Source organism: Anoxybacillus sp. TBDG-1, assembly GCF_054815885.1.
The window spans coordinates 96,524-115,648 of sequence record NZ_JBTZSY010000003.1 but is presented as its reverse complement, the minus strand read 5'-3'; the positions used below and the strand labels follow the sequence as shown (position 1 = coordinate 115,648).

17 protein-coding genes and 1 pseudogene are annotated in these 19,125 nt (G+C 40.9%); 3 read left to right on the top strand and 15 right to left on the bottom strand.

The window, feature by feature from the left end; translation table 11 throughout:
- Nucleotides 1-43: 43 nt before the first annotated feature.
- The 4 genes from ACYQY7_RS02135 to ACYQY7_RS02120 form a co-directional block, all read right to left on the bottom strand.
- Entirely contained in the window at nt 44-331 is a 288-nt protein-coding gene (locus tag ACYQY7_RS02135) for a MerR family transcriptional regulator (protein WP_461200501.1), read from the bottom strand.
- 186 nt (nt 332-517) lie between these two features.
- Complete coding sequence (locus tag ACYQY7_RS02130) at nt 518-964, bottom strand: MarR family winged helix-turn-helix transcriptional regulator (RefSeq protein ID WP_461200500.1); 447 nt, start codon at nt 962-964, stop codon at nt 518-520.
- 114 nt (nt 965-1,078) lie between these two features.
- Entirely contained in the window at nt 1,079-2,617 is a 1,539-nt protein-coding gene (locus ACYQY7_RS02125) for a malate:quinone oxidoreductase (RefSeq protein WP_461200499.1), read from the bottom strand.
- Between the two features lie 203 nt (nt 2,618-2,820).
- Entirely contained in the window at nt 2,821-3,483 is a 663-nt protein-coding gene (locus ACYQY7_RS02120) for a DUF975 family protein (RefSeq protein WP_461200498.1), read from the bottom strand.
- A gap of 157 nt (nt 3,484-3,640) precedes the next feature.
- On the opposite strand from ACYQY7_RS02120, the gene ACYQY7_RS02115 reads away from it, so the two are divergent.
- Nucleotides 3,641-4,009: a zinc ribbon domain-containing protein gene (locus ACYQY7_RS02115; protein ID WP_461200497.1), complete on the top strand. Its 369-nt coding sequence runs from the start codon at nt 3,641-3,643 to the stop codon at nt 4,007-4,009.
- Nucleotides 4,010-4,037: 28 nt separating this feature from the next.
- Here ACYQY7_RS02115 and ACYQY7_RS02110 read toward each other — a convergent pair whose 3' ends face one another.
- On the bottom strand, nt 4,038-5,507 hold the full coding sequence (locus tag ACYQY7_RS02110) for a SulP family inorganic anion transporter (protein WP_461200496.1): 1,470 nt from the start codon (nt 5,505-5,507) through the stop codon (nt 4,038-4,040).
- 223 nt (nt 5,508-5,730) lie between these two features.
- Between ACYQY7_RS02110 and ACYQY7_RS02105 the strand changes: the two genes are divergently transcribed.
- Nucleotides 5,731-6,147 (top strand): universal stress protein, encoded by a 417-nt coding sequence (locus ACYQY7_RS02105; RefSeq protein ID WP_461200495.1) that lies wholly within the window; start codon nt 5,731-5,733, stop codon nt 6,145-6,147.
- A gap of 29 nt (nt 6,148-6,176) precedes the next feature.
- Here ACYQY7_RS02105 and ACYQY7_RS02100 read toward each other — a convergent pair.
- The 3 genes and pseudogenes from ACYQY7_RS02100 to ACYQY7_RS02090 all read right to left on the bottom strand — a co-directional run.
- A pseudogene (locus ACYQY7_RS02100) lies at nt 6,177-6,281 on the bottom strand (DUF4083 family protein); the annotation flags it as partial.
- 30 nt (nt 6,282-6,311) lie between these two features.
- Nucleotides 6,312-7,316, bottom strand: coding sequence for a CapA family protein (locus tag ACYQY7_RS02095; protein WP_461200494.1), 1,005 nt, complete (start codon nt 7,314-7,316; stop codon nt 6,312-6,314).
- A gap of 96 nt (nt 7,317-7,412) precedes the next feature.
- Nucleotides 7,413-8,663: a GntP family permease gene (locus ACYQY7_RS02090; protein WP_461200493.1), complete on the bottom strand. Its 1,251-nt coding sequence runs from the start codon at nt 8,661-8,663 to the stop codon at nt 7,413-7,415.
- Nucleotides 8,664-8,827: 164 nt separating this feature from the next.
- Between ACYQY7_RS02090 and ACYQY7_RS02085 the strand changes: the two genes are divergently transcribed.
- Nucleotides 8,828-10,099, top strand: coding sequence for a methyl-accepting chemotaxis protein (locus ACYQY7_RS02085; protein ID WP_461200492.1), 1,272 nt, complete (start codon nt 8,828-8,830; stop codon nt 10,097-10,099).
- Between the two features lie 36 nt (nt 10,100-10,135).
- Here the strand turns inward: ACYQY7_RS02085 and putP are convergent, their stop codons facing one another.
- The 7 genes from putP to ACYQY7_RS02050 all read right to left on the bottom strand — a co-directional run bounded on the left by putP (nt 10,136) and on the right by ACYQY7_RS02050 (nt 19,069).
- Entirely contained in the window at nt 10,136-11,593 is a 1,458-nt protein-coding gene (gene putP, locus ACYQY7_RS02080) for a sodium/proline symporter PutP (protein ID WP_461200491.1), read from the bottom strand.
- 84 nt (nt 11,594-11,677) lie between these two features.
- Nucleotides 11,678-12,592 (bottom strand): proline dehydrogenase family protein, encoded by a 915-nt coding sequence (locus tag ACYQY7_RS02075; protein WP_461200490.1) that lies wholly within the window; start codon nt 12,590-12,592, stop codon nt 11,678-11,680.
- A gap of 21 nt (nt 12,593-12,613) precedes the next feature.
- A complete protein-coding gene (pruA, locus tag ACYQY7_RS02070) occupies nt 12,614-14,161 on the bottom strand; it encodes an L-glutamate gamma-semialdehyde dehydrogenase (protein WP_461200489.1) in 1,548 nt (515 codons plus the stop codon).
- Nucleotides 14,162-14,259: 98 nt separating this feature from the next.
- On the bottom strand, nt 14,260-15,462 hold the full coding sequence (locus tag ACYQY7_RS02065) for a PucR family transcriptional regulator (RefSeq protein WP_461200488.1): 1,203 nt from the start codon (nt 15,460-15,462) through the stop codon (nt 14,260-14,262).
- Between the two features lie 80 nt (nt 15,463-15,542).
- A complete protein-coding gene (locus ACYQY7_RS02060; RefSeq protein WP_461200487.1) occupies nt 15,543-16,496 on the bottom strand; it encodes an ABC transporter permease in 954 nt (317 codons plus the stop codon).
- Nucleotides 16,497-17,543 (bottom strand): ABC transporter permease, encoded by a 1,047-nt coding sequence (locus ACYQY7_RS02055; protein WP_461200486.1) that lies wholly within the window; start codon nt 17,541-17,543, stop codon nt 16,497-16,499.
- Complete coding sequence (locus ACYQY7_RS02050; RefSeq protein WP_461200485.1) at nt 17,540-19,069, bottom strand: ABC transporter ATP-binding protein; 1,530 nt, start codon at nt 19,067-19,069, stop codon at nt 17,540-17,542. The genes ACYQY7_RS02055 and ACYQY7_RS02050 overlap by 4 nt, the downstream gene beginning before the upstream one ends.
- Nucleotides 19,070-19,125: the final 56 nt, after the last annotated feature.

Sequence of the window (19,125 nt, the reverse complement as noted above, 5' to 3'; positions counted from 1 at the left end):
TGTTTTTTGTTTGTTATTCGGAAGTAGCATAACCTGATATGTTTTAATCATTTTCGGTTAGCTCCTTAACCATTCTCTTGGCTTTATTGGCTCTTTTGCCTTGAAGTTTACAGCTAAATACGGTTATTATTTGGACTAAATCTTCTACAAGTTCTTGCTCTTCGGTTTTTTCTGTGTTATCAATTATTTCAATAGTAGTACCATATTTATACCTAAATCCACACGGAGCAACATAAGCTGGTTTTAATCTATTGCTCTTATCCCAATTCCTCAAGGTTTGTTCCGTTCTGCCTATTAGTTTAGCAAACTCGCCTATACTATAATACTTCATCATCATCACCTCTCTATATACAATAATGCCATACTTTTTTTACAATTTGTATATAGAGTTTTACAATTTTTTATAAAAACATTTTAACAGCACTTCACCTCCCTAAACGATTGTTTCCAAATACATTCTCCTTTTATTTGCAATGTGCAAATATTTATGCAAACCATAGACAAGAAAAACTTTGCCTTAAAACAACGGTTTGCAACAGACAGTTGATTTCGCCATACATTCATTCAATAAGCGAATCGAACGAATCACAGTTTCGCGCTCAAACTCGCTCATATGCGAAAGTACTTCTCCCAAATATTCATTCACTTCCGAGTCAATTTTCGCTACAACATATTTTCCTTCTGGCGTTAATGACAAAATGTAAATACGACGATCGTGCGGATAAGGCGTTTTTTTCACTAAATTCATTTTCACAAGCGTTTGAATTTGACGGCTAAACGTCGTAATGTCGATCGCCAAGGCGTCAGCGACTTGCTGCATCGACGGTTCGTTCATGCGACCGATTTCGTATAAAATATGGCTTTGCACGAGCGATAGCTCAACACCGCCAACCGTGCAGCAATTGCGGTCTAACAGCCCAAGCCGTTTCGTCATCGTATGGAATAGTTCGCGAACATTTTCCATTTTCTCACCTCTTGCTTTTATTATACGTTATTATTTGTATTTTGCAAATAAAAAATTGTCGCTTCGTTTTTTCAACAACAAAGACAGAAGCCGATCGACTTCTGTCTTTTGCGTTTATGCAATTTGAAGCGGCATGCTTTCTTTTAAGCCAAGCGTTTGGGCAGCAAGCGTTTGTACATCGCGTAAAAGCGTTTCGTTTTTCATAAGTGATACACCATACGATGGAATCATTTCTTTAATTTTCGCTTCCCATTGTTTCATTTCGTTCGGGAAACATTTTTCAATCACTTCAAGCATGACGTGAACAGCCGTTGACGCGCCTGGCGATGCACCAAGTAAAGCAGCAACTGATCCGTCATGGGCGGCAACAACTTCCGTACCGAATTGAAGCGTACCTTTGCCACCTGCTTCTGTATCTTTAATGACTTGTACACGCTGACCGGCAATAATGACATCCCAATCTTCACTTTTCGCATGCGGGATAAATTCACGCAATTCTTCCATACGCTGTTCTTTTGATAACATCACTTGTTCAATCAAATATTTTGTTAGCGCCATGTTTTTAGCCCCTGCCGCAAGCATCGTTAACACGTTATGTGGCTTGACAGACGTGATTAAATCAAACAGCGATCCGTTCTTTAAAAACTTCGGTGAAAATCCAGCGAATGGTCCGAACAATAACATTTTTTTACCGTCAATAAAACGTGTATCTAAATGAGGAACAGACATCGGCGGAGCGCCAACTTTCGCTTTGCCGTACACTTTCGCATGATGTTGGTCGATAATGTCTTGATTGTTGCACACCATAAATAGCCCGCTTACTGGGAAGCCACCGATTCCTTTTCCTTCAGGGATCCCCGACTTTTGTAATAAATGCAAACTTCCCCCACCCGCGCCGATAAAAACGAACTTCGCTATGTGAACGTCAACTTCCCCAGTCGCTAAATTGCGCACTTTTACTTCCCATAAGTTGTCATTTGTCCGTTTCATATCTTCCACATGATGTTTATAATACAAATTCACATGCTTATGTTCTAAATGTTCAAATAACATGCGCGTTAAAGCGCCAAAATTCACATCTGTACCTGACTCGATGTGCGTTGCGGCAATCGGTTCGGTGACGATTCGGTCTTCCATCATCAGCGGAATCCATTCTTTTAATTTTTGTGGATCATCAGAAAATTCCATGCCCTTAAACAAAGGATGAGCCGCCATTTGTTCAAAGCGCTTCTTCAAAAATGCGACGTTTTCTTCCCCTTGTACGAAACTCATATGTGGGATTGGCATAATAAATTGTTTCGGATCACGGATGCGTTTGTTTTGAACGAGATAAGACCAGAATTGCAATGACTCTTGAAACTGCTCATTAATTTTAATCGCTTTGCTTATATCAATTGATCCATCCGCTTTTTCAACTGTGTAGTTTAGTTCACAAAGTGCGGCATGACCCGTTCCGGCATTGTTCCATTCATTCGAGCTTTCTTCTGCTGGTTGGTCAAGTCGTTCAAATACAGTGATCTCCCACTCTGGTGCTAGCTCTTTCAACAACGTCCCTAATGTCGCACTCATAATCCCCGCGCCAATTAAAATGACATCTGTCTTCATTGTAGACCCCCTAAATGTTCCCGTCGATTCGACTAAAAATTTCTCCATATTTATTATAACACATTTCAATTATAGTATGTCACTATTATTCTTCATTTTACAAACGTGCGTATATGGTTAAATAAAAACGAATGCAGTTACATATTTTCGACAAAAAGAAACAATATTCTTTTTTTAATGATTTTACAAAATGATTTGATATTTTGCTAGTTTTATTTATAAAAAAACGAACAAGGCTGCCCTTGTTCGGTTTACTCAGCTTGCACTTCTTGCGTCCGAATAAATTGATCATAAAATGCAGCAAGCGATGTGTAGACGTACGGAACGAGCCATAAAAGTCCGATCCCGAACGTTACAATAGAGAGAAGTCCCCAGCCGATAAAACTCAAATATAATAAAAATAATTTCCCTTTATACCCTTTCATTCGTTTTTTACTTTCGCTAATCGCTTGCAGTGAACCATATTCTGGATGGTCTTTTAATAAAAAGAATGTTTGTGAGTAAGATAACGTTTTAATGATTCCGGGGATAATAAGTAGTAAACTCCATAAAAATACAAAAATACCAAACAAAATAGACGTACCAATGAGTTTTAATGATAGCTTTCCATTTTTATATACCGTAAACATCGGGGAGATCCGAACAGGTTCATGGCGATACGCATCCAAAAACACCCAATACAAGACCACACTAAACGGAATGAGTGCAAATGAAATAATCATACTGACAATCGAAGCGGATACGGGCACGTTTTCTTGTTCAATCCATATATCCCATCCTCCACTTAATCCAATTTCAACTACCATCGGGAAAATAATTGTTACAACCGCATAAACAAGCATAAGAAGTACCGCACTGCCCCATTTTCCTCTCAACGCTTCCCTTGCTTCACGCCTTAATGATGATAATGTCATATGATGAAACCTCCCTTTGCATAATAATGCCTACACATATATTGTATGGTATCCATGTTCATTGTAGCATATATTCTAACTTTTTTATCCAAAAACAAATGAATAATCCTTATTTTTTGTATATAATGGATGCAGCAAACAGATTGGGGGAAAACAAATGAAAAGCATTAAACCTGGTCGTGGACCATCGATACAGGGGTTCGTTGGAAGCATTTTCTCGATTATTTTTGGTGTTTTCTGGACATTTATGACCCTTTCTATGACGCGAGATTCGCCGTTTCCAGGGACACAAATTTTTCCTCTTTTCGGACTCATTTTTATTGGTCTTAGTATTTTTCAGGCAGTTTATCATTATAAAAACGCCACAGGAAAAGAACGGATGTCCATCGTTGATATCGTTGATGAAAGTGAAGAAAAAGATCCGCTAAACACTCACTTTCGTCGTAACGGAGGAGAAAAATTTTGTCCGTATTGTGGAACAACCGTACAAACAAACTTTCAATTTTGTCCATCTTGTGGGAAATGATTATAAAACCCGAGCATGTCGCTCGGGTTTAATGTCCAATCGTTTGTTCAAGACCGCCCGGCTTGTTATACAGTGCAAGGCGATTTACAAGTGTTTCGCATGCTTCACTTAAACCGATGACATGGGCTTCAATGCCATTTTGATGCATTTTCAGCACGACGCGATCGATTGCATGTACGCCCGTTTCATCTTTAATACGTGCTTTCGCTAAGTTAATGTTTACTTTTTTTACATTATCACTGTAATGAAATGAACGGACAAAATCGTTTGCCGAAGCAAAAAATAGTGTTCCCTCTACGTCGTATATCGCCACATCGCCTTTCATCGTTTTTGTTACTTTCACTTTTGACATGTCTGCCGCAAAAAATAAAGCACTTAAAACAATTCCGACGATCACGCCAATCGCTAAGTTATGCGTGATTACCACCGTGGCAACAGTTAAAATCATGACAAAAGCATCCGCTCTCGGCACTTTTGCTAGTCGTTGAAGCGAACCCCAATCAAACGTACTAATAGATACCATAATCATAACTGCAACGAGTGCCGCAAGCGGAATTGCAATAACAAGACGGTTCAACGCAACGATGAGCACCATTAAAAACACACCAGCAACCAAGGTAGAGAGACGGCCGCGTCCGCCAGATTTGACATTAATAACCGATTGTCCAATCATTGCGCAACCTGCCATACCGCCAAAAAAGCCGGTAATAATATTAGCGATCCCTTGTCCGCGTGACTCTTTATTTTTATCGCTTTCTGAATCCGTCAAATCATCGACAATTTGCGCAGTCAAAAGAGATTCAATTAATCCAACGAGCGCAAGTGATAAGGAATATGGAAAAATGATGGTAAGCGTTTCAAGCGTCAATGGCACATTTGGGATAAAAAAACTTGGCAACGTTGCTGAAATTTCTCCCATGTCCCCTACTGTACGCACATCAAGTTTAGCTACGAAAGCAATTGCTGTAATGACAACAATCGCAACAAGAGGAGATGGAACAGCCGTTGTCATGCGCGGAAACACGTAAATAATGAATAAGCCAAGCGCAACAAGCGCGTACATTATCCAAGATTCACCTTGAAAATGCGGCAGTTGAGCTGCAAAAATTAAAATCGCAAGTGCATTAACAAAACCGACAATCACTGGACGTGGAATAAATTTTATTAAATTTCCGACCCGAAGTATTCCTAAAACAATTTGAATAACTCCTGTCAAGATCGTTGCTGCAAGCATATATTGAACTCCATGTTCTGCCACTAAATTGACGAGAATAAGCGCCATCGCTCCCGTTGCAGCTGAAACCATTCCAGATCTTCCACCGACAAAAGCGATAACGACAGCAATACAAAACGAAGCGTATAAACCAACCATTGGATCGACACCTAGAATAATTGAAAAAGCAATTGCTTCTGGAATAAGTGCAAGCGCAACAACAAGCCCTGCCAGTACATCTCCTCGAACGTTTCCAAACCATTCTTGTTTCCAACTATTAAACATACAACCCCTCTTTCCTTGTTATATTGCTTCTCCCATAGAGAAGCCGTTCCGAACATAACAAAGCGATTATACATAACAACGTTCATATACTCAACCTTGCGCACAATAAAAAAAAGCGCTATAAACATATACATATCAAGTAGGAAAGCGGTACCAAAAATTTTTTTGAAAAACCTTTCTTAACAAGGTATAATGAATAAAAAACGATTGCGAGGTTAAAACAATGAAACGTATTTTATTAGCATCAGACGGATCAGAGCATGCTTTACGCGCAGCCAAAAAAGCGATTGAATTTTGTTTATATATAAAAGATGCAATGATTACAGTTGTGTACGTCATTAATACGACGACAGCGAAAACAGATGTATTGTTAGAAGGAAATGCGGAAGAACGTGAAGCAATGCGTAAAAAACGGTTAGCTTCAACCGAGTCGTTGCTGAAAGAAGCAAATATTCCGTACGAGATTCGTATGTTAAAAGGGGAACCAGGGCCAGCTATTGTGGAATTTGCAAATGCTCATCCTTTTGACCTCGTCGTTGTCGGTAGCCGTGGATTAAATACGTTACAAGAAATGGTGCTAGGGAGCGTTAGCCATAAAATTGCAAAACGAGTGGAAGCACCCGTATTAATCGTCAAATAAAAAAGTTCGGCAATCGCCGAACTTTTTTGCTGATTTTTCCTTATTGTTAAACGTATGAACCATATCACTCCGAAAACAAATAAAGCAATCATTCCAAGCATGACGAGTTGAAAAATAATGTCCCCAATGTACATGAAATCACCTCTTTTTATTTCCATTGTACATTATTTTTCATATACGAGCCATGTCGGTTGATTAATTTTCGCTGACAAATTTACAATCTTTGTTTTTACGCGACTTGCTTCTTCTCCTTGAAGCGGAATCGGTTGATAATTGTTTCGTGTCGTCACAGACGAGATGCGGAATGGGATAATGCGAATTGTTGTTTTTGGTTGTTTTATGCCGCTTGCGAAATAAAATGTTTGTTGATAAACGAACGTATCTTTATCGCTCGGATTTTTGTTGCCTCCAAACATAAAGTTGCCTAAGCTATAAACAATTATTTTTCCCTTATATTGTTCAATACCTTGAATGACATGCGGATGATGACCTACAACAAGATCTGCTCCACTGTCGATCGCAAATCTTCCTAACGCTTTTTGCGTAGGATTTGGTACATAGCTTCGCTCTTCGCCCCAATGAAAATGAACGAGAATAATTTGTGCCCCTTGCTTTTGTAATGAACGTATGTCGTTTGTGATTTGCTTGCGTACCGCTGTCGTATCGCTCCAACCTTTATAGCCGAGCGTTCCAATTTTCACTCCTTTGACTGTTTTTACAAGCGGTATGCCGTTTCCAAAATAACCGATGTTCGCTCGTTTTAACGTCGCAATCGTATCCGTATATCCCTTTTGTCCATAGTCGAACGTATGATTATTGGCAAGATTCACCCCTTCAATGCTCGCGCGCGTTAAAATATCGACATACGACGGATCGCCTCGAAACCGAAACTTCTTCTCTGCTTTTTGCGTGGCTGTCGTTAACGTCGTTTCCAAATTAACTGTTGTAAAATCATCTTGTTTAAAAATGGGCTCGATATATTTAGTAAAAAAAGCAAGACCGTTTTTTTTCGCCTCATGATCAAATGAATAAGCATAGCCATAATTTTCATCACGACCGAGCGTGACATCGCCAGCAACGCTTAATGTAATGCTCGTTTCCCCTTGTGCCCAAGCTGGGCGGGCGAATAAAAATAGACAAACGCCTAAACATATACATATGCTTCTCATGTCTCCTACTCCCCCTTTTATGTATATCATTCTTTTTCTACGCATGGGTTAGAAATCCTTTTTTTATTTTATTTGTTGATTATTTAGAACATAGTTTTATAAAAATATATAAAAAATGATCGTAGATGTTGTTGCGATTGCTATGCCGATAAGCGTTTCGTATGGAAGCAATGTTAGTCTTTCTTTCGTTGACATATGTATACTGGCTGCAGTAATATGAAAAAAGCTACCGTGCGGTAAATGATCGAGCACTGTTGCGCCCGCATGCACCATGGCCGCTCCGGCAAGCGATGAAACACCAGCTTCAATTAATGTTTCTCCAAACACGTGGCTCGCGATGGCTGTGCCTGCTGTTGTTGATGCGGTAACACCTGATAATAGCGCACCGGCAAGAGGGGCGATCACATATGGAGAAAAACCAAACGATTCAAGCGTAAGCATAAACGTTTGATGTAACGATGAATTTGCAATCACCCCCGCTAACGTTCCTGTGCCAACAAGCATAAAAACAACGCCGCTCATTTTTTCCATCCCTACACGTAAAAAGACGTTTAGCTCACTCATTTTATTCATAACCATTACGCCAATTAATGCGCCGACCGGTAAAGCAATAAGTGGATCAATTGACACCCCTAAAAGCGGACGAGACAATAAAAGAATGATCGCAACACTAGGAGCAACGATCGCCTTTTGCCATGAAAGTGTTTCTTTTTCAACTGTTTCGACTTCTAATATATGTCCCATATCATGATCGCGCCGCCATCGCTTGGCGAGTTGATACGTCACAAAAAGACCGACAATAGCTGGTACGATGCCTGCGATCATAAGTGAAGAAAGGGGCACATGAAACGCCTCCGCTGCGGTGATCGTGTTTGGGTTAGGTGAAATGATATTCCCTGCTTTTCCCCCACCAATTAATGCGAGCAATATCGCAAAACGCGAAATTTCAAGCCGATGCGCAATAGCAAGCGCAACAGGGGCAATTGTCATAATGGCAACATCAACAAACACCCCACAAGCTGTTAAAACCATTGCTGTACAACATAACGCAAATAGCGCATATTTTTCCCCACACGCTCGCACAAGCTTTTCCGCAATTGCCACAGCCGCTCCCGATTCCATCAATACACCAGCAAGCACACCCGCAGCTAAAATGCGCAAAATAGACGGAGTCATCTCTTTTGCCCCATTAATCATCAAATAAACTGCCCCATCGATGGAAGCACCACCAAGTAAAGCACCAATAAACGCTCCGCACATCATTCCATACCCTACTGGAACGTTTCGTAAAATAAGAACAACAGCTAACAAAAAAGCGATTATTGCTCCAAATGTGCTCACTTTCATTCCCCCAAACATGTCATTTATAAATGTTAACGACTTTTTTTGTAAATATATCATAAAACAATATCAATGATGTGTAAAAATTCTAAAAAATACATACATACGTATTGCTACACATATATGATTGTAGTACTTTTGAAATAGTCTTTTTGTTGGAGGTGACATATGTGTTGTCAAGTGTAACTGGACGCTTTTTACTTACTTCTGTTGGAACAGGCATTGCAATGGGGCTTGCCTTTCCGATCATTGCTAGTTTTTTTACGGTATATAAACATCCGTCATACGCTACATATTTTACACTTCTTTGTATTGGAGCTGGTATCATCGTCGGACTGATTAGTTTTTTTATCGGAAAAGTGACATTCATTCGAGCGATGAAAGAGATGAACAAACAGTTCGAAACCATTGTACAAAATGGAGATTTTACATCTCGACTTGCCTTAAAGAGCAATGACGAAATCGGACGTATCGTTGCTAACTTTAACGTCGTATTAGATACGCTCGCCACGATGATTTGGCGTATCCAACACGAAGCCCATGAGCTTGATGGAATCATTTCTACCGTCTATCAAGATATTCGCCATTTAAGTAATCAACTTGGACATATTTCATCTGCAACGAAAAACATGTCTGGAAACGTCGAAGAAACAGCAGCGTTTGCTGAGCAAATGTCTGCTACATCAAAAGAGATTGAAAACGCTGTTCAACAAATGATTTACAAAATGAAAGAGGGCGAACAAAGCGCTTCAACTATTCGCCAACAAGCTATGAAAATTGACCATACCGTCACATCATCATCGGAAAAGGCAGTCAAACTGTTAACAGAAACGAAAACAAGATTAGAAAAAGCGATTGAAGCTTCACATGTTGTAACAGATATTGAACTATTTACAAATACGATTATGAATATTGCAAAACAAACAAATTTATTAGCCCTCAATGCTTCGATTGAAGCTTCTCGCGTTGGAGAACAAGGAAGAGGTTTTGCTGTCGTTGCAGAAGAAATTCGTAAATTAGCTGAACAATCACAACAAGCGGTTGAAAATATTCAACATGTCGCCAAACAGTTGACATCTGCTGTAGAGCAGCTGTCAACAAGCGCTTCAGCTGTAGTATTATACGTTTCAACAGACGTCCAACGCGATTATGAACAAATGAAAAATGTTACAAAACAATATGAACAAACCGCCTCCTTTATCGAACATGTTGTCGCTCAATTCAGCCGCACAGCTACCGAGTTAAATCGTGCTTTACATGAAATGATTACTTCTATTCATGAAGTGTCTACAGCCACAGCAAATAGTGCTCGAGAAGTAAATGAACTATCTAGCCGATTAATCGAAACAAATGAGGTTATTGAACAAATAGCAACATCTGCTTCAAAATCAGAGTATATTTCGAATGAAATGAAACGAGCCATCCGACAATTTTCTGTATAAAAAGATAAAAAAGGTGCCCAGTTGGACACCTTTTTCTTATAATGAAATGGTACGTTGAAACGTATCAAATTGCTCTGTAATCTTTTTCTCTGGGGTAGCTGTCAATAAGCTAACGATAATGATCGCAACAAAGCTTGCAATAAAGCCTGGTACCATTTCGTACATGACGCTTGCGTATGAAGAGTTCGCCCAAACGATAACAGTCGTTGCACCCGCAATCATCCCTGCAAGCGCTCCCCATTTTGTCATACGACGCCAATATAGGCTTAATATAATGACAGGACCAAACGAAGCACCAAATCCAGCCCATGCATAACCAACGAGATTTAAAATCGTATTGTTTTGCTCGTATGCTAGTATTAAAGCAACAATAGCAACAAGCAACACCGATAAACGACCGACAAATACAAGCTCTTTATCGGACGCTGAGCGACGGAATAAAATTTTATATAAATCTTCCGTTAGCGAGCTTGATGTCACAAGTAATTGCGATGAAATCGTGCTCATAATTGCCGCTAAAATGGCTGCAAGTAAAAATCCTGTAATAAGCGGATGGAATAAAATTTCACCAAGTTTAATAAATACCGTTTCTGGATCTTCTAACGTCATACCGGCTTGTTTAAAGTAAGCGATTCCAAAAAGACCTGTTAACATCGCGCCAACAGACGAAAAGATCATCCATCCCATCCCGATACGACGCGCTTGTTTCATCTCTTTGACCGATGAAATCGCCATAAAGCGAACGATAATGTGTGGCTGTCCGAAATAACCAAGCCCCCATGCAAATAAGGAAATGATACCGACGACGCTTGTCCCTTTAAACAAATCGAGCAAATTCGGATCGATGTCGCGAATCGTTGTTGTTGTCTCTGTTAATCCCCCTGTATGCATAAGCGTCACAACAGGGACGAGAATAAGTGCAATAAACATGATGAGACCTTGTACAAAATCTGTCCAACTAACCGCTAAAAATCCCCCAAACAACGTGTATGCAACGACAACGCCTGCGACAATCCATAGCCCTGTATGATAATCTGTACCGAACGAGTTTTTAAACATAACCCCGCCAGAGACGAGACCAGAAGAAACGTAAAACGTAAAGAAAATCATAATCACGAATCCGGAGACGAGACGCAATAGCTTCGATGTATCACCAAAACGATTTTCTAAAAATGACGGAATTGTAATCGAATCGTTCGCCACTTCCGTATATACCCGTAAGCGTGGCGCAACATATAGCCAGTTCGCATATGCACCAAGGGCTAATCCGATGACAATCCATGAAGCGCTTAACCCTTGCGCATACATGGCACCAGGTAAACCGAGAAGCAACCAACCGCTCATGTCGGACGCCCCGGCGCTTAACGCCGTCACCGCTGGTCCGAGCGTTCGTCCACCTAACATATAATCGGACAAGTTCGATGTCCGCTTATACGCCCAATACCCGATAAGCAACATCCCAATTAAATACGTCACAACTGATGCAATAACCAAAGTAATCTCCCCTTCCCTTGTTGTCGATAAAACCCCTTTGTAACTATCATTATACTAAAATATGTTCACAATTTGTACAAAAAATTATTTTCCAAAAAACCCTTTGAATGCGAACGCCACGTTTTGTGGACGTTCTGCTAGCCGACGCATAAAATAACCGAACCAGTCATTTCCGAACGGAACGTATACACGCATCGTATATCCTTCTTTTGCTAACTGTCGTTGCATATCTGTCCGAAAACCATACAACATTTGAAACTCAAATTGATTACGCGAAATGTTATTTTCTTCTACAAATTTTTTTACTTTTTCGATAATATGATGGTCGTGTGTAGCAATTGCTGTATAACTTCCGCTTAATAAATGAAGTCGAATAATATTCATATAGTTTTCATCAATTTGTTGTTTATCTTGAAACGCCACTTCTGGCGGCTCTTTATACGCCCCTTTCACCAAACGAAGCGATACTCCTTTCAAATCTTTTACATCTTGTTCAGCGCGATATAAATAGGCTTGAATGACAGTTCCAACGTTGTCGTACGTGCGGCGAAGTTCATGTAATAAATCGAGCGTCGCTTGGCAATGTCCTGAATCTTCCATATCGATGCGCACAAAATTGTTGTACCGTTTTGCCGTTTCAACAATTTGACGCATATTGTTTAAACAAAAATCAAAATCAATATCGAGCCCAAGTTGTGTCAACTTGACAGATAAATTGCTATGGACGCCTGCGCGATAAATCGCTTCTAACGTGCGAATATTATATTGTGTCGCTTCAAGGGCTTCTTCGCGGCTTGAAACAAACTCTCCTAAATGATCAAGTGTACAAACGAGCCCTTTTTCGTTTAGTTCACGCACTTTTTTGATAGCGCTTTCAATCGTCTCCCCTGCAACGACTTGGGAAGCTCCGAAACGGAGCCCCCATTTTTTCGCAGCCTGATTTAGCATTTTACTTTGCGAAGCATATAGAAAGATGTTTTTCGATAGTTGTGCGAGCATGTTGTTCACCTCTTTTAAATGTTAAAACATTTCGCTAACCGTTTTTGCTTGCATATGGAGCAATAAATAGTCCGGACCGCCTGCTTTAGAATCTGTTCCTGACATGTTAAACCCACCAAACGGATGATAGCCGACAATCGCACCTGTGCAACCGCGATTGAAATATAAATTCCCAACATGAAACTGTTCACGCGCTTTTTCTAAATGAGCACGATTGTTTGAAATGACTGCCCCTGTTAATCCGTAATCTGTATTGTTCGCCACGTCAAGCGCTTCATCAAACGTACGCACTTTCGTAAACGCAACGATCGGACCAAAAATTTCTTCTTGCATAATTCGGGCAGTTGGTGCGACGTCTGCAAAAATTGTCGGTTCGATAAAAAATCCTTGTGAATCGTCTCCTTTCCCACCCGTCATGAGTCTCCCTTCTTGCTTGCCAATTTCGATATAGCCCATAATTTTATCGTACGATACTTGATCAATGACCGGTCCCATAAATGTGCTTTGCTCTTTTGGATTGCCAACTTTTAATTGTTTTGTTAGCTCGACAACACGCGCAAGCACTTCATCGTATACATCTTCAAGCACGATCGCTCGCGAGCATGCGGAACATTTTTGCCCTGAAAAACCGAATGCAGAAGCGACAATTGACTGTGCTGCTAATTCAAGGTCAGCATCCTTGTCAACGATAATCGCATCTTTTCCACCCATTTCCGCAATAACACGCTTCAACCATTTTTGACCAGGTTGAACAATTGCAGCACGCTCGTAAATGCGGCAGCCAACGGCGCGTGATCCTGTAAACGAAATAAAGCGCGTTTGCGGATGTTCGACGATATATTCCCCTACTTCTGCTTCCCCGCCCGGCAAATAATTTAATACCCCTTTTGGAAGACCGGCTTCTTCCATGAGCTCAACAAATTTTGCAGCGACAATTGGCGCACGATCAGATGGACGTAAAATAACCGTGTTGCCTGTCACAATAGCAGCCACCGTCGTTCCAGCCATAATCGCAAGCGGAAAGTTAAATGGCGAAATAATTAAACCGACACCAAGCGGCACGTAAAAAAATCGGTTCGCTTCACCCGGACGACTCAATACGGGCACACCTTCCGAAAGAGAAATCATTTGCCGAGCGTAATACTCTAAAAAATCAATCGCTTCTGCCGTATCAGCATCTGCTTCTTTCCACGGCTTACCGACTTCTTTCACTAGCCATGCGGAAAATTCATGTTTTCTTCTTCTTAACATCGCTGCGGCACGAAGTAACACATCGGCACGTGCCTGTGGTGACACGCGCTTCCACGTTTCAAACGCAGAAAGTGCAGCAGACATCGCTTCATCAGCAAGCGCTTTCGTCGCTTTCGACACAACGCCAACGACTTGTTGTTTATTGGCTGGATTCGTCGACACCACCTTTTCTTCGGTGATGACTCGCCTTTCCCCGATGATGAGGGGATACTCTTGTCCAAGTTGCGTTTCGACGTAAGCAAGCGCTTTCCGAAACGCTTCCGATTCATGTTCAAGAGCAAAGTTTGTAAATGGTTCATGTTTGTATGGTACTGTCACATGCATCGATCCTTTCACGAATTTGTCACATATTCTACGATTCATTATAATTTATACTTTCTGAAAATTGTTTGTCGTCTACATATAATCATTTCTACTTATTTTTGTTGTTCATCCACAACATCTTCCTTATATTTGTATAAAAGGAGATCAATATACAACATCATTCGTTGTTCAAAATCATGAAGCGGTAGATTTGTAATTGCCTGCATGCGCTTTAGTCGATAATGCAACGTGTTGGGATGAATGTATAAACTTTCGGCTGTTTGCTTTATATTGCAGTCATGTTGAATGTATGCACGAAGCGTGTGCAAAAAGTCCGTCCCGTGTTGTTCGTCGTGCTTTTTTAGTTTTGCTAATGCTTCGTTTGTATAGCGACGTTGTTTGTATTGTTCGTATATGAATGGAATGATGCGATAAATCCCTAAATCACCGTAAGCATGTGGTAAACACTCATCTATATGTCTTTTCAAATGGATCACTTCGATCGCTTCTTTGTAGCTATCACGCAGTCTTTGAAATCCACTATATTCATTGCCAATACCAACAATAACGTCACGATCCATATCACAACGAAAGTCCTGTTGTAATTTTGTAATTATCATTTTTAACACATCAATCGGTCGTTGTGTAGTCGTCCCTCCGACAATGAGTAAAAATGGGTGATGATGTTCGATAAAAAAAATTGGGGCATGTATTGTTCTTGTTATAAACGTCATGTATTGACGAATATCATCTTTCTTTTCATTCTTCTGAACATATAAAGCGGAAACAACAAATGACGAAGGGAGCGTCACACCAAGTAGCTGGGCTTCCATTTGAACATCACGTTCACTTATGTCACGATATTGAATAAAACGGAGAAAGAGATCATTGATTTCTTCTTGACGTTTATAACGTTTTCCCATTTGTTCATGTAACATATGTGCCGCTTCTTTTGCTACGTCTTCGATTCGTTTTCGCTGTTCCTCTGTCAAATCGTGAAACGCAGCTTGCACCCAAAGATAGCCATACACTTTCTCTCCATGCTTTAAACAAACGACCGCGCGAGCACCAAGATCAATATCGGGAAGTGGAGGGATGCTAACAACTCCGTCTGCCTGTTCAATTTTTTTCATCCATCCATGTTCGTGTAAATATTGAAAGACGTGGGCAGCCGCCCTTTTACTTAAAATCGTGCGCATGCGTACTTCGTCCGTTTGATCATGATGACCGCTATATGCAAGCAATTCAAAATCGCGTGATTCAATCGTTACTGGACGCTGCAATTCAAAAAATAATTGATCAACTAATTTATGCAATGAAATCCCCTCCTTACTTTTATTATGCGTGATCGAGCATGCGAAAAAAAGACTTCGGGCTGTCCCGAAGTCTTTTGTCATTAACGTTTTCCTTTTACATAAGGCGTACCGAGCGCTTTTGGCGCATCTGCTCGTCCGATAAAGCCAGTTAGCGCTAAAATCGTTAAGGCATACGGTAAAATGAGCAAATAAACAGTCGGTACGTTTTTTAAAAACGGAATGGTTTGCCCAACGATACTTAAGCTTTGTGCAAATCCAAAGAAAAGGGCCGCTCCCATTGCACCAAGCGGATGCCATTTTCCGAAAATCATCGCAGCGAGCGCCATAAATCCTTGACCAGAAATTGTCGCATGGCTAAAATCGCGTGAAATGATTGTTGCATAAATGGAACCGCCAATTCCCGCGAGTGCACCACTTAACATCACCGCGATATAACGCATTTTCGCTACGTTAATTCCCATTGTATCCGCCGCCATCGGATGTTCCCCAACCGCGCGAAGACGAAGACCAAACGGCGTTTTGTAAATGACGTACCATACAACAAACGCGAGTACAATCGCTAAATAAGATGGCAAATATCCGTTTGAAAATAAAATCGGACCGATGACTGGAATTTTGCTTAAAATCGGAATATCGATTTTATCGAATCCAACTTGCACTTGATCTGTTTGGCCTTTTCCATACCACATTTTCACAAGGAATAACGATAATCCTAACGCTAGAAAGTTGATAGCTACCCCACTAACAACTTGATCGGCACGAAGCGAAATGGCTGCCACTGCATGCATAAGCGAGAAAATAGAAGCAACAACCATCGCAACAAGTATGGCGAGCCACGGTGTTAATTCGCCAAATTGATCGGCAAACGTTAAGTTAAACACTACACCGGTAAACGCACCGATGACCATCAACCCTTCTAATCCGATATTTACAACACCGGAGCGTTCACTAAATACGCCACCGAGCGCCGTAAAAATGAGCGGTGCCGCAAAGAAAATCGCGGAAGGAATAATAATTTCAAGGATGTGTAACATTTATTTTCCCTCCTTTTTGAAGCGCGTAAGCACAAGACGAATTAAGTAGCTTGAAGCCACGAAGAAAATAATTAACGCAATGACGATGTCAACAAGCTCTGTCGGCACGTCGGCTGCTGATGGCATTTCAAGCGCTCCGACTTTTAACGCTCCAAATAAAACGGCTGCTAAAATAATTCCAAATGCATGATTTCCGCCAAGAAGAGCGACCGCGATTCCATCAAATCCGACTCCGGTAAACCCAGCTTTGACAGAGACGTTTTCAAACGTTCCTAATCCTTCCATCGCCCCGGCGATGCCTGCGAATGCCCCTGAAATAACCATCGCTAATACAATATTGCGATTGACGTTCATACCGGCATAATGCGATGCATGTTGATTAAAACCGACGGCACGAAGTTCATATCCTGTCGTTGTTTTTTCAAGCAAAAACCACATGACGACAGCCGCAATTAATGAAATAATAATGCCGTAATGAAGCGTAGAGTAATCTGTTAACGATTGTAAAAACTCTGAACGTAACGATGCTGACGGATGGATTTTTTCTGATTTAAATCCTTGATCGGATAAAACAGAACGAATGACCGCATTCGATACATATAGCGCAATATAGTTCATCATAATTGTAACGATGACTTCATGCACGCGGAAACGTGCTTTTAAAAAGCCTGGAATGAACCCCCAAAGCGCCCCGGCTGCCGCGGCTGCAAAAATGGCGAGCGGCAAATGAATGACTTTTGGTAGTTCAAACGCCACACCAACCCAAACGGCAGCTAGCCATCCAACAATAAGCTGTCCTTCTACACCGATATTAAATAACCCTGTACGAAAAGCGAACGCAACAGCTAAACCTGCTAAAATATATGGTGTCACTTGACGAATCGTTTCCCCAATATAATATCGATCACCAAAAGCGCCATACAATAAAGCAGAATATCCCGCAATTGGGTCGTAGCCGCTGACGATCATGACAATGGCTCCGGCGATAATTCCGAGAATGACCGCAAACACAGGGACGAGAATATTCGTTAAACGATTTTCACTCATGATGATACACCTGCTTCCTTCCGTTTGCTTCCTGCCATCAATAAACCAAGCTCTTGCTCCGTCGTTTCTTTCGGATCGACAATCGCCACAATTTTCCCTTCATAAATAACAGCAATGCGATCGCTAACATTCATAATTTCATCTAATTCGAACGAAACAAGCAATACTGCTTTTCCCCTATCGCGTTGTTCAATAAGACGTTTATGAATAAACTCAATCGCCCCAACGTCGAGCCCGCGCGTCGGTTGCGCTGCAATGAGTAAATCCGGATCGCGGTCTACTTCGCGTCCAATAATGGCTTTTTGTTGGTTTCCCCCTGATAAGGCGCGCGCTTTCGTATATTCATCTGGCGTACGAACATCGAACTCTTGAATAAGCTGGCGCGCTTTATCGTAAATGGCTTTAAAGTTCAAAATACCGCGTTTTGAATATGGCTCTTTATAATACGTTTGGAGCACCATGTTTTCTCCAATTGGGAAGTCAAGCACAAGACCATGTTTATGACGGTCTTGTGGAATGTGTCCTACACCTGTTTCTGTAATTTGACGTGGTGTTAAATTGCGAATTTCTTTTCCATTTAGACGAATGGAGCCTGATTCTGATTTGATTAAGCCCGTAATCGCTTCAATCAACTCTGTTTGTCCATTTCCGTCTACCCCTGCAATGCCGACGATTTCCCCTGCATGTACCGTTAAATTTAAATGATCAACAGCGGTAATTCCACGTGAATCTTTTACAACTAAATTTTCAATTTCAAGGACAGGATTACCAACTTTCGGCGGTTGTTTTTCTGTTTTGAAATGTACTTCACGTCCAACCATTAATGAAGCGAGTTCGTTCGGATTTGTTTCCGATACATTTAATGTGCCAATGCCTTTTCCGCGTCGAATGACAGTGACGCGATCGCACACTTCCATAATTTCTTTTAATTTGTGCGTAATTAAAATAATGGATTTCCCTTCGCGTACAAGCGCTTTCATAATTTGGATAAGTTCTTGAATTTCTTGTGGTGTTAACACAGCTGTCGGCTCGTCAAAAATTAAAATATCTGCTCCGCGATATAGCGTTTTTAAAATTTCTACACGTTGTTGCATACCGACAGAAATGTCTGCAATCTTCGCTTTTGGATCAACCGCTAACCCATAACGTTCAGAAAGCTCGCGCACTTCTTTTTCTGCTTTTTCAATATCAATTTGACCAGCCTTTGTTGGCTCACTTCCTAAAATAATGTTTTCTGTCACCGTAAACGTATCAACAAGCATAAAATGTTGATGTACCATCCCAATCCCTAAGTCGTTCGCAACATTCGGGTTTGCGATATTTACTTTTTTTCCTTTGACACGAATTTCTCCACCATCCGGTTGATATAAACCGAATAGCACGTTCATTAACGTCGATTTCCCTGCACCGTTTTCACCTAATAGCGCATGAATTTCCCCTTTTTTCAGCTGTAACGTAATGTTATCATTCGCCACAAAATTCCCGAAAACTTTGCGGATGTTTAGCATCTCAATTACGTATTCCAAACGTGATCCACTCCTTATATGAGCATGGTTTACATCACTAAATGAAAAGCTGCAAC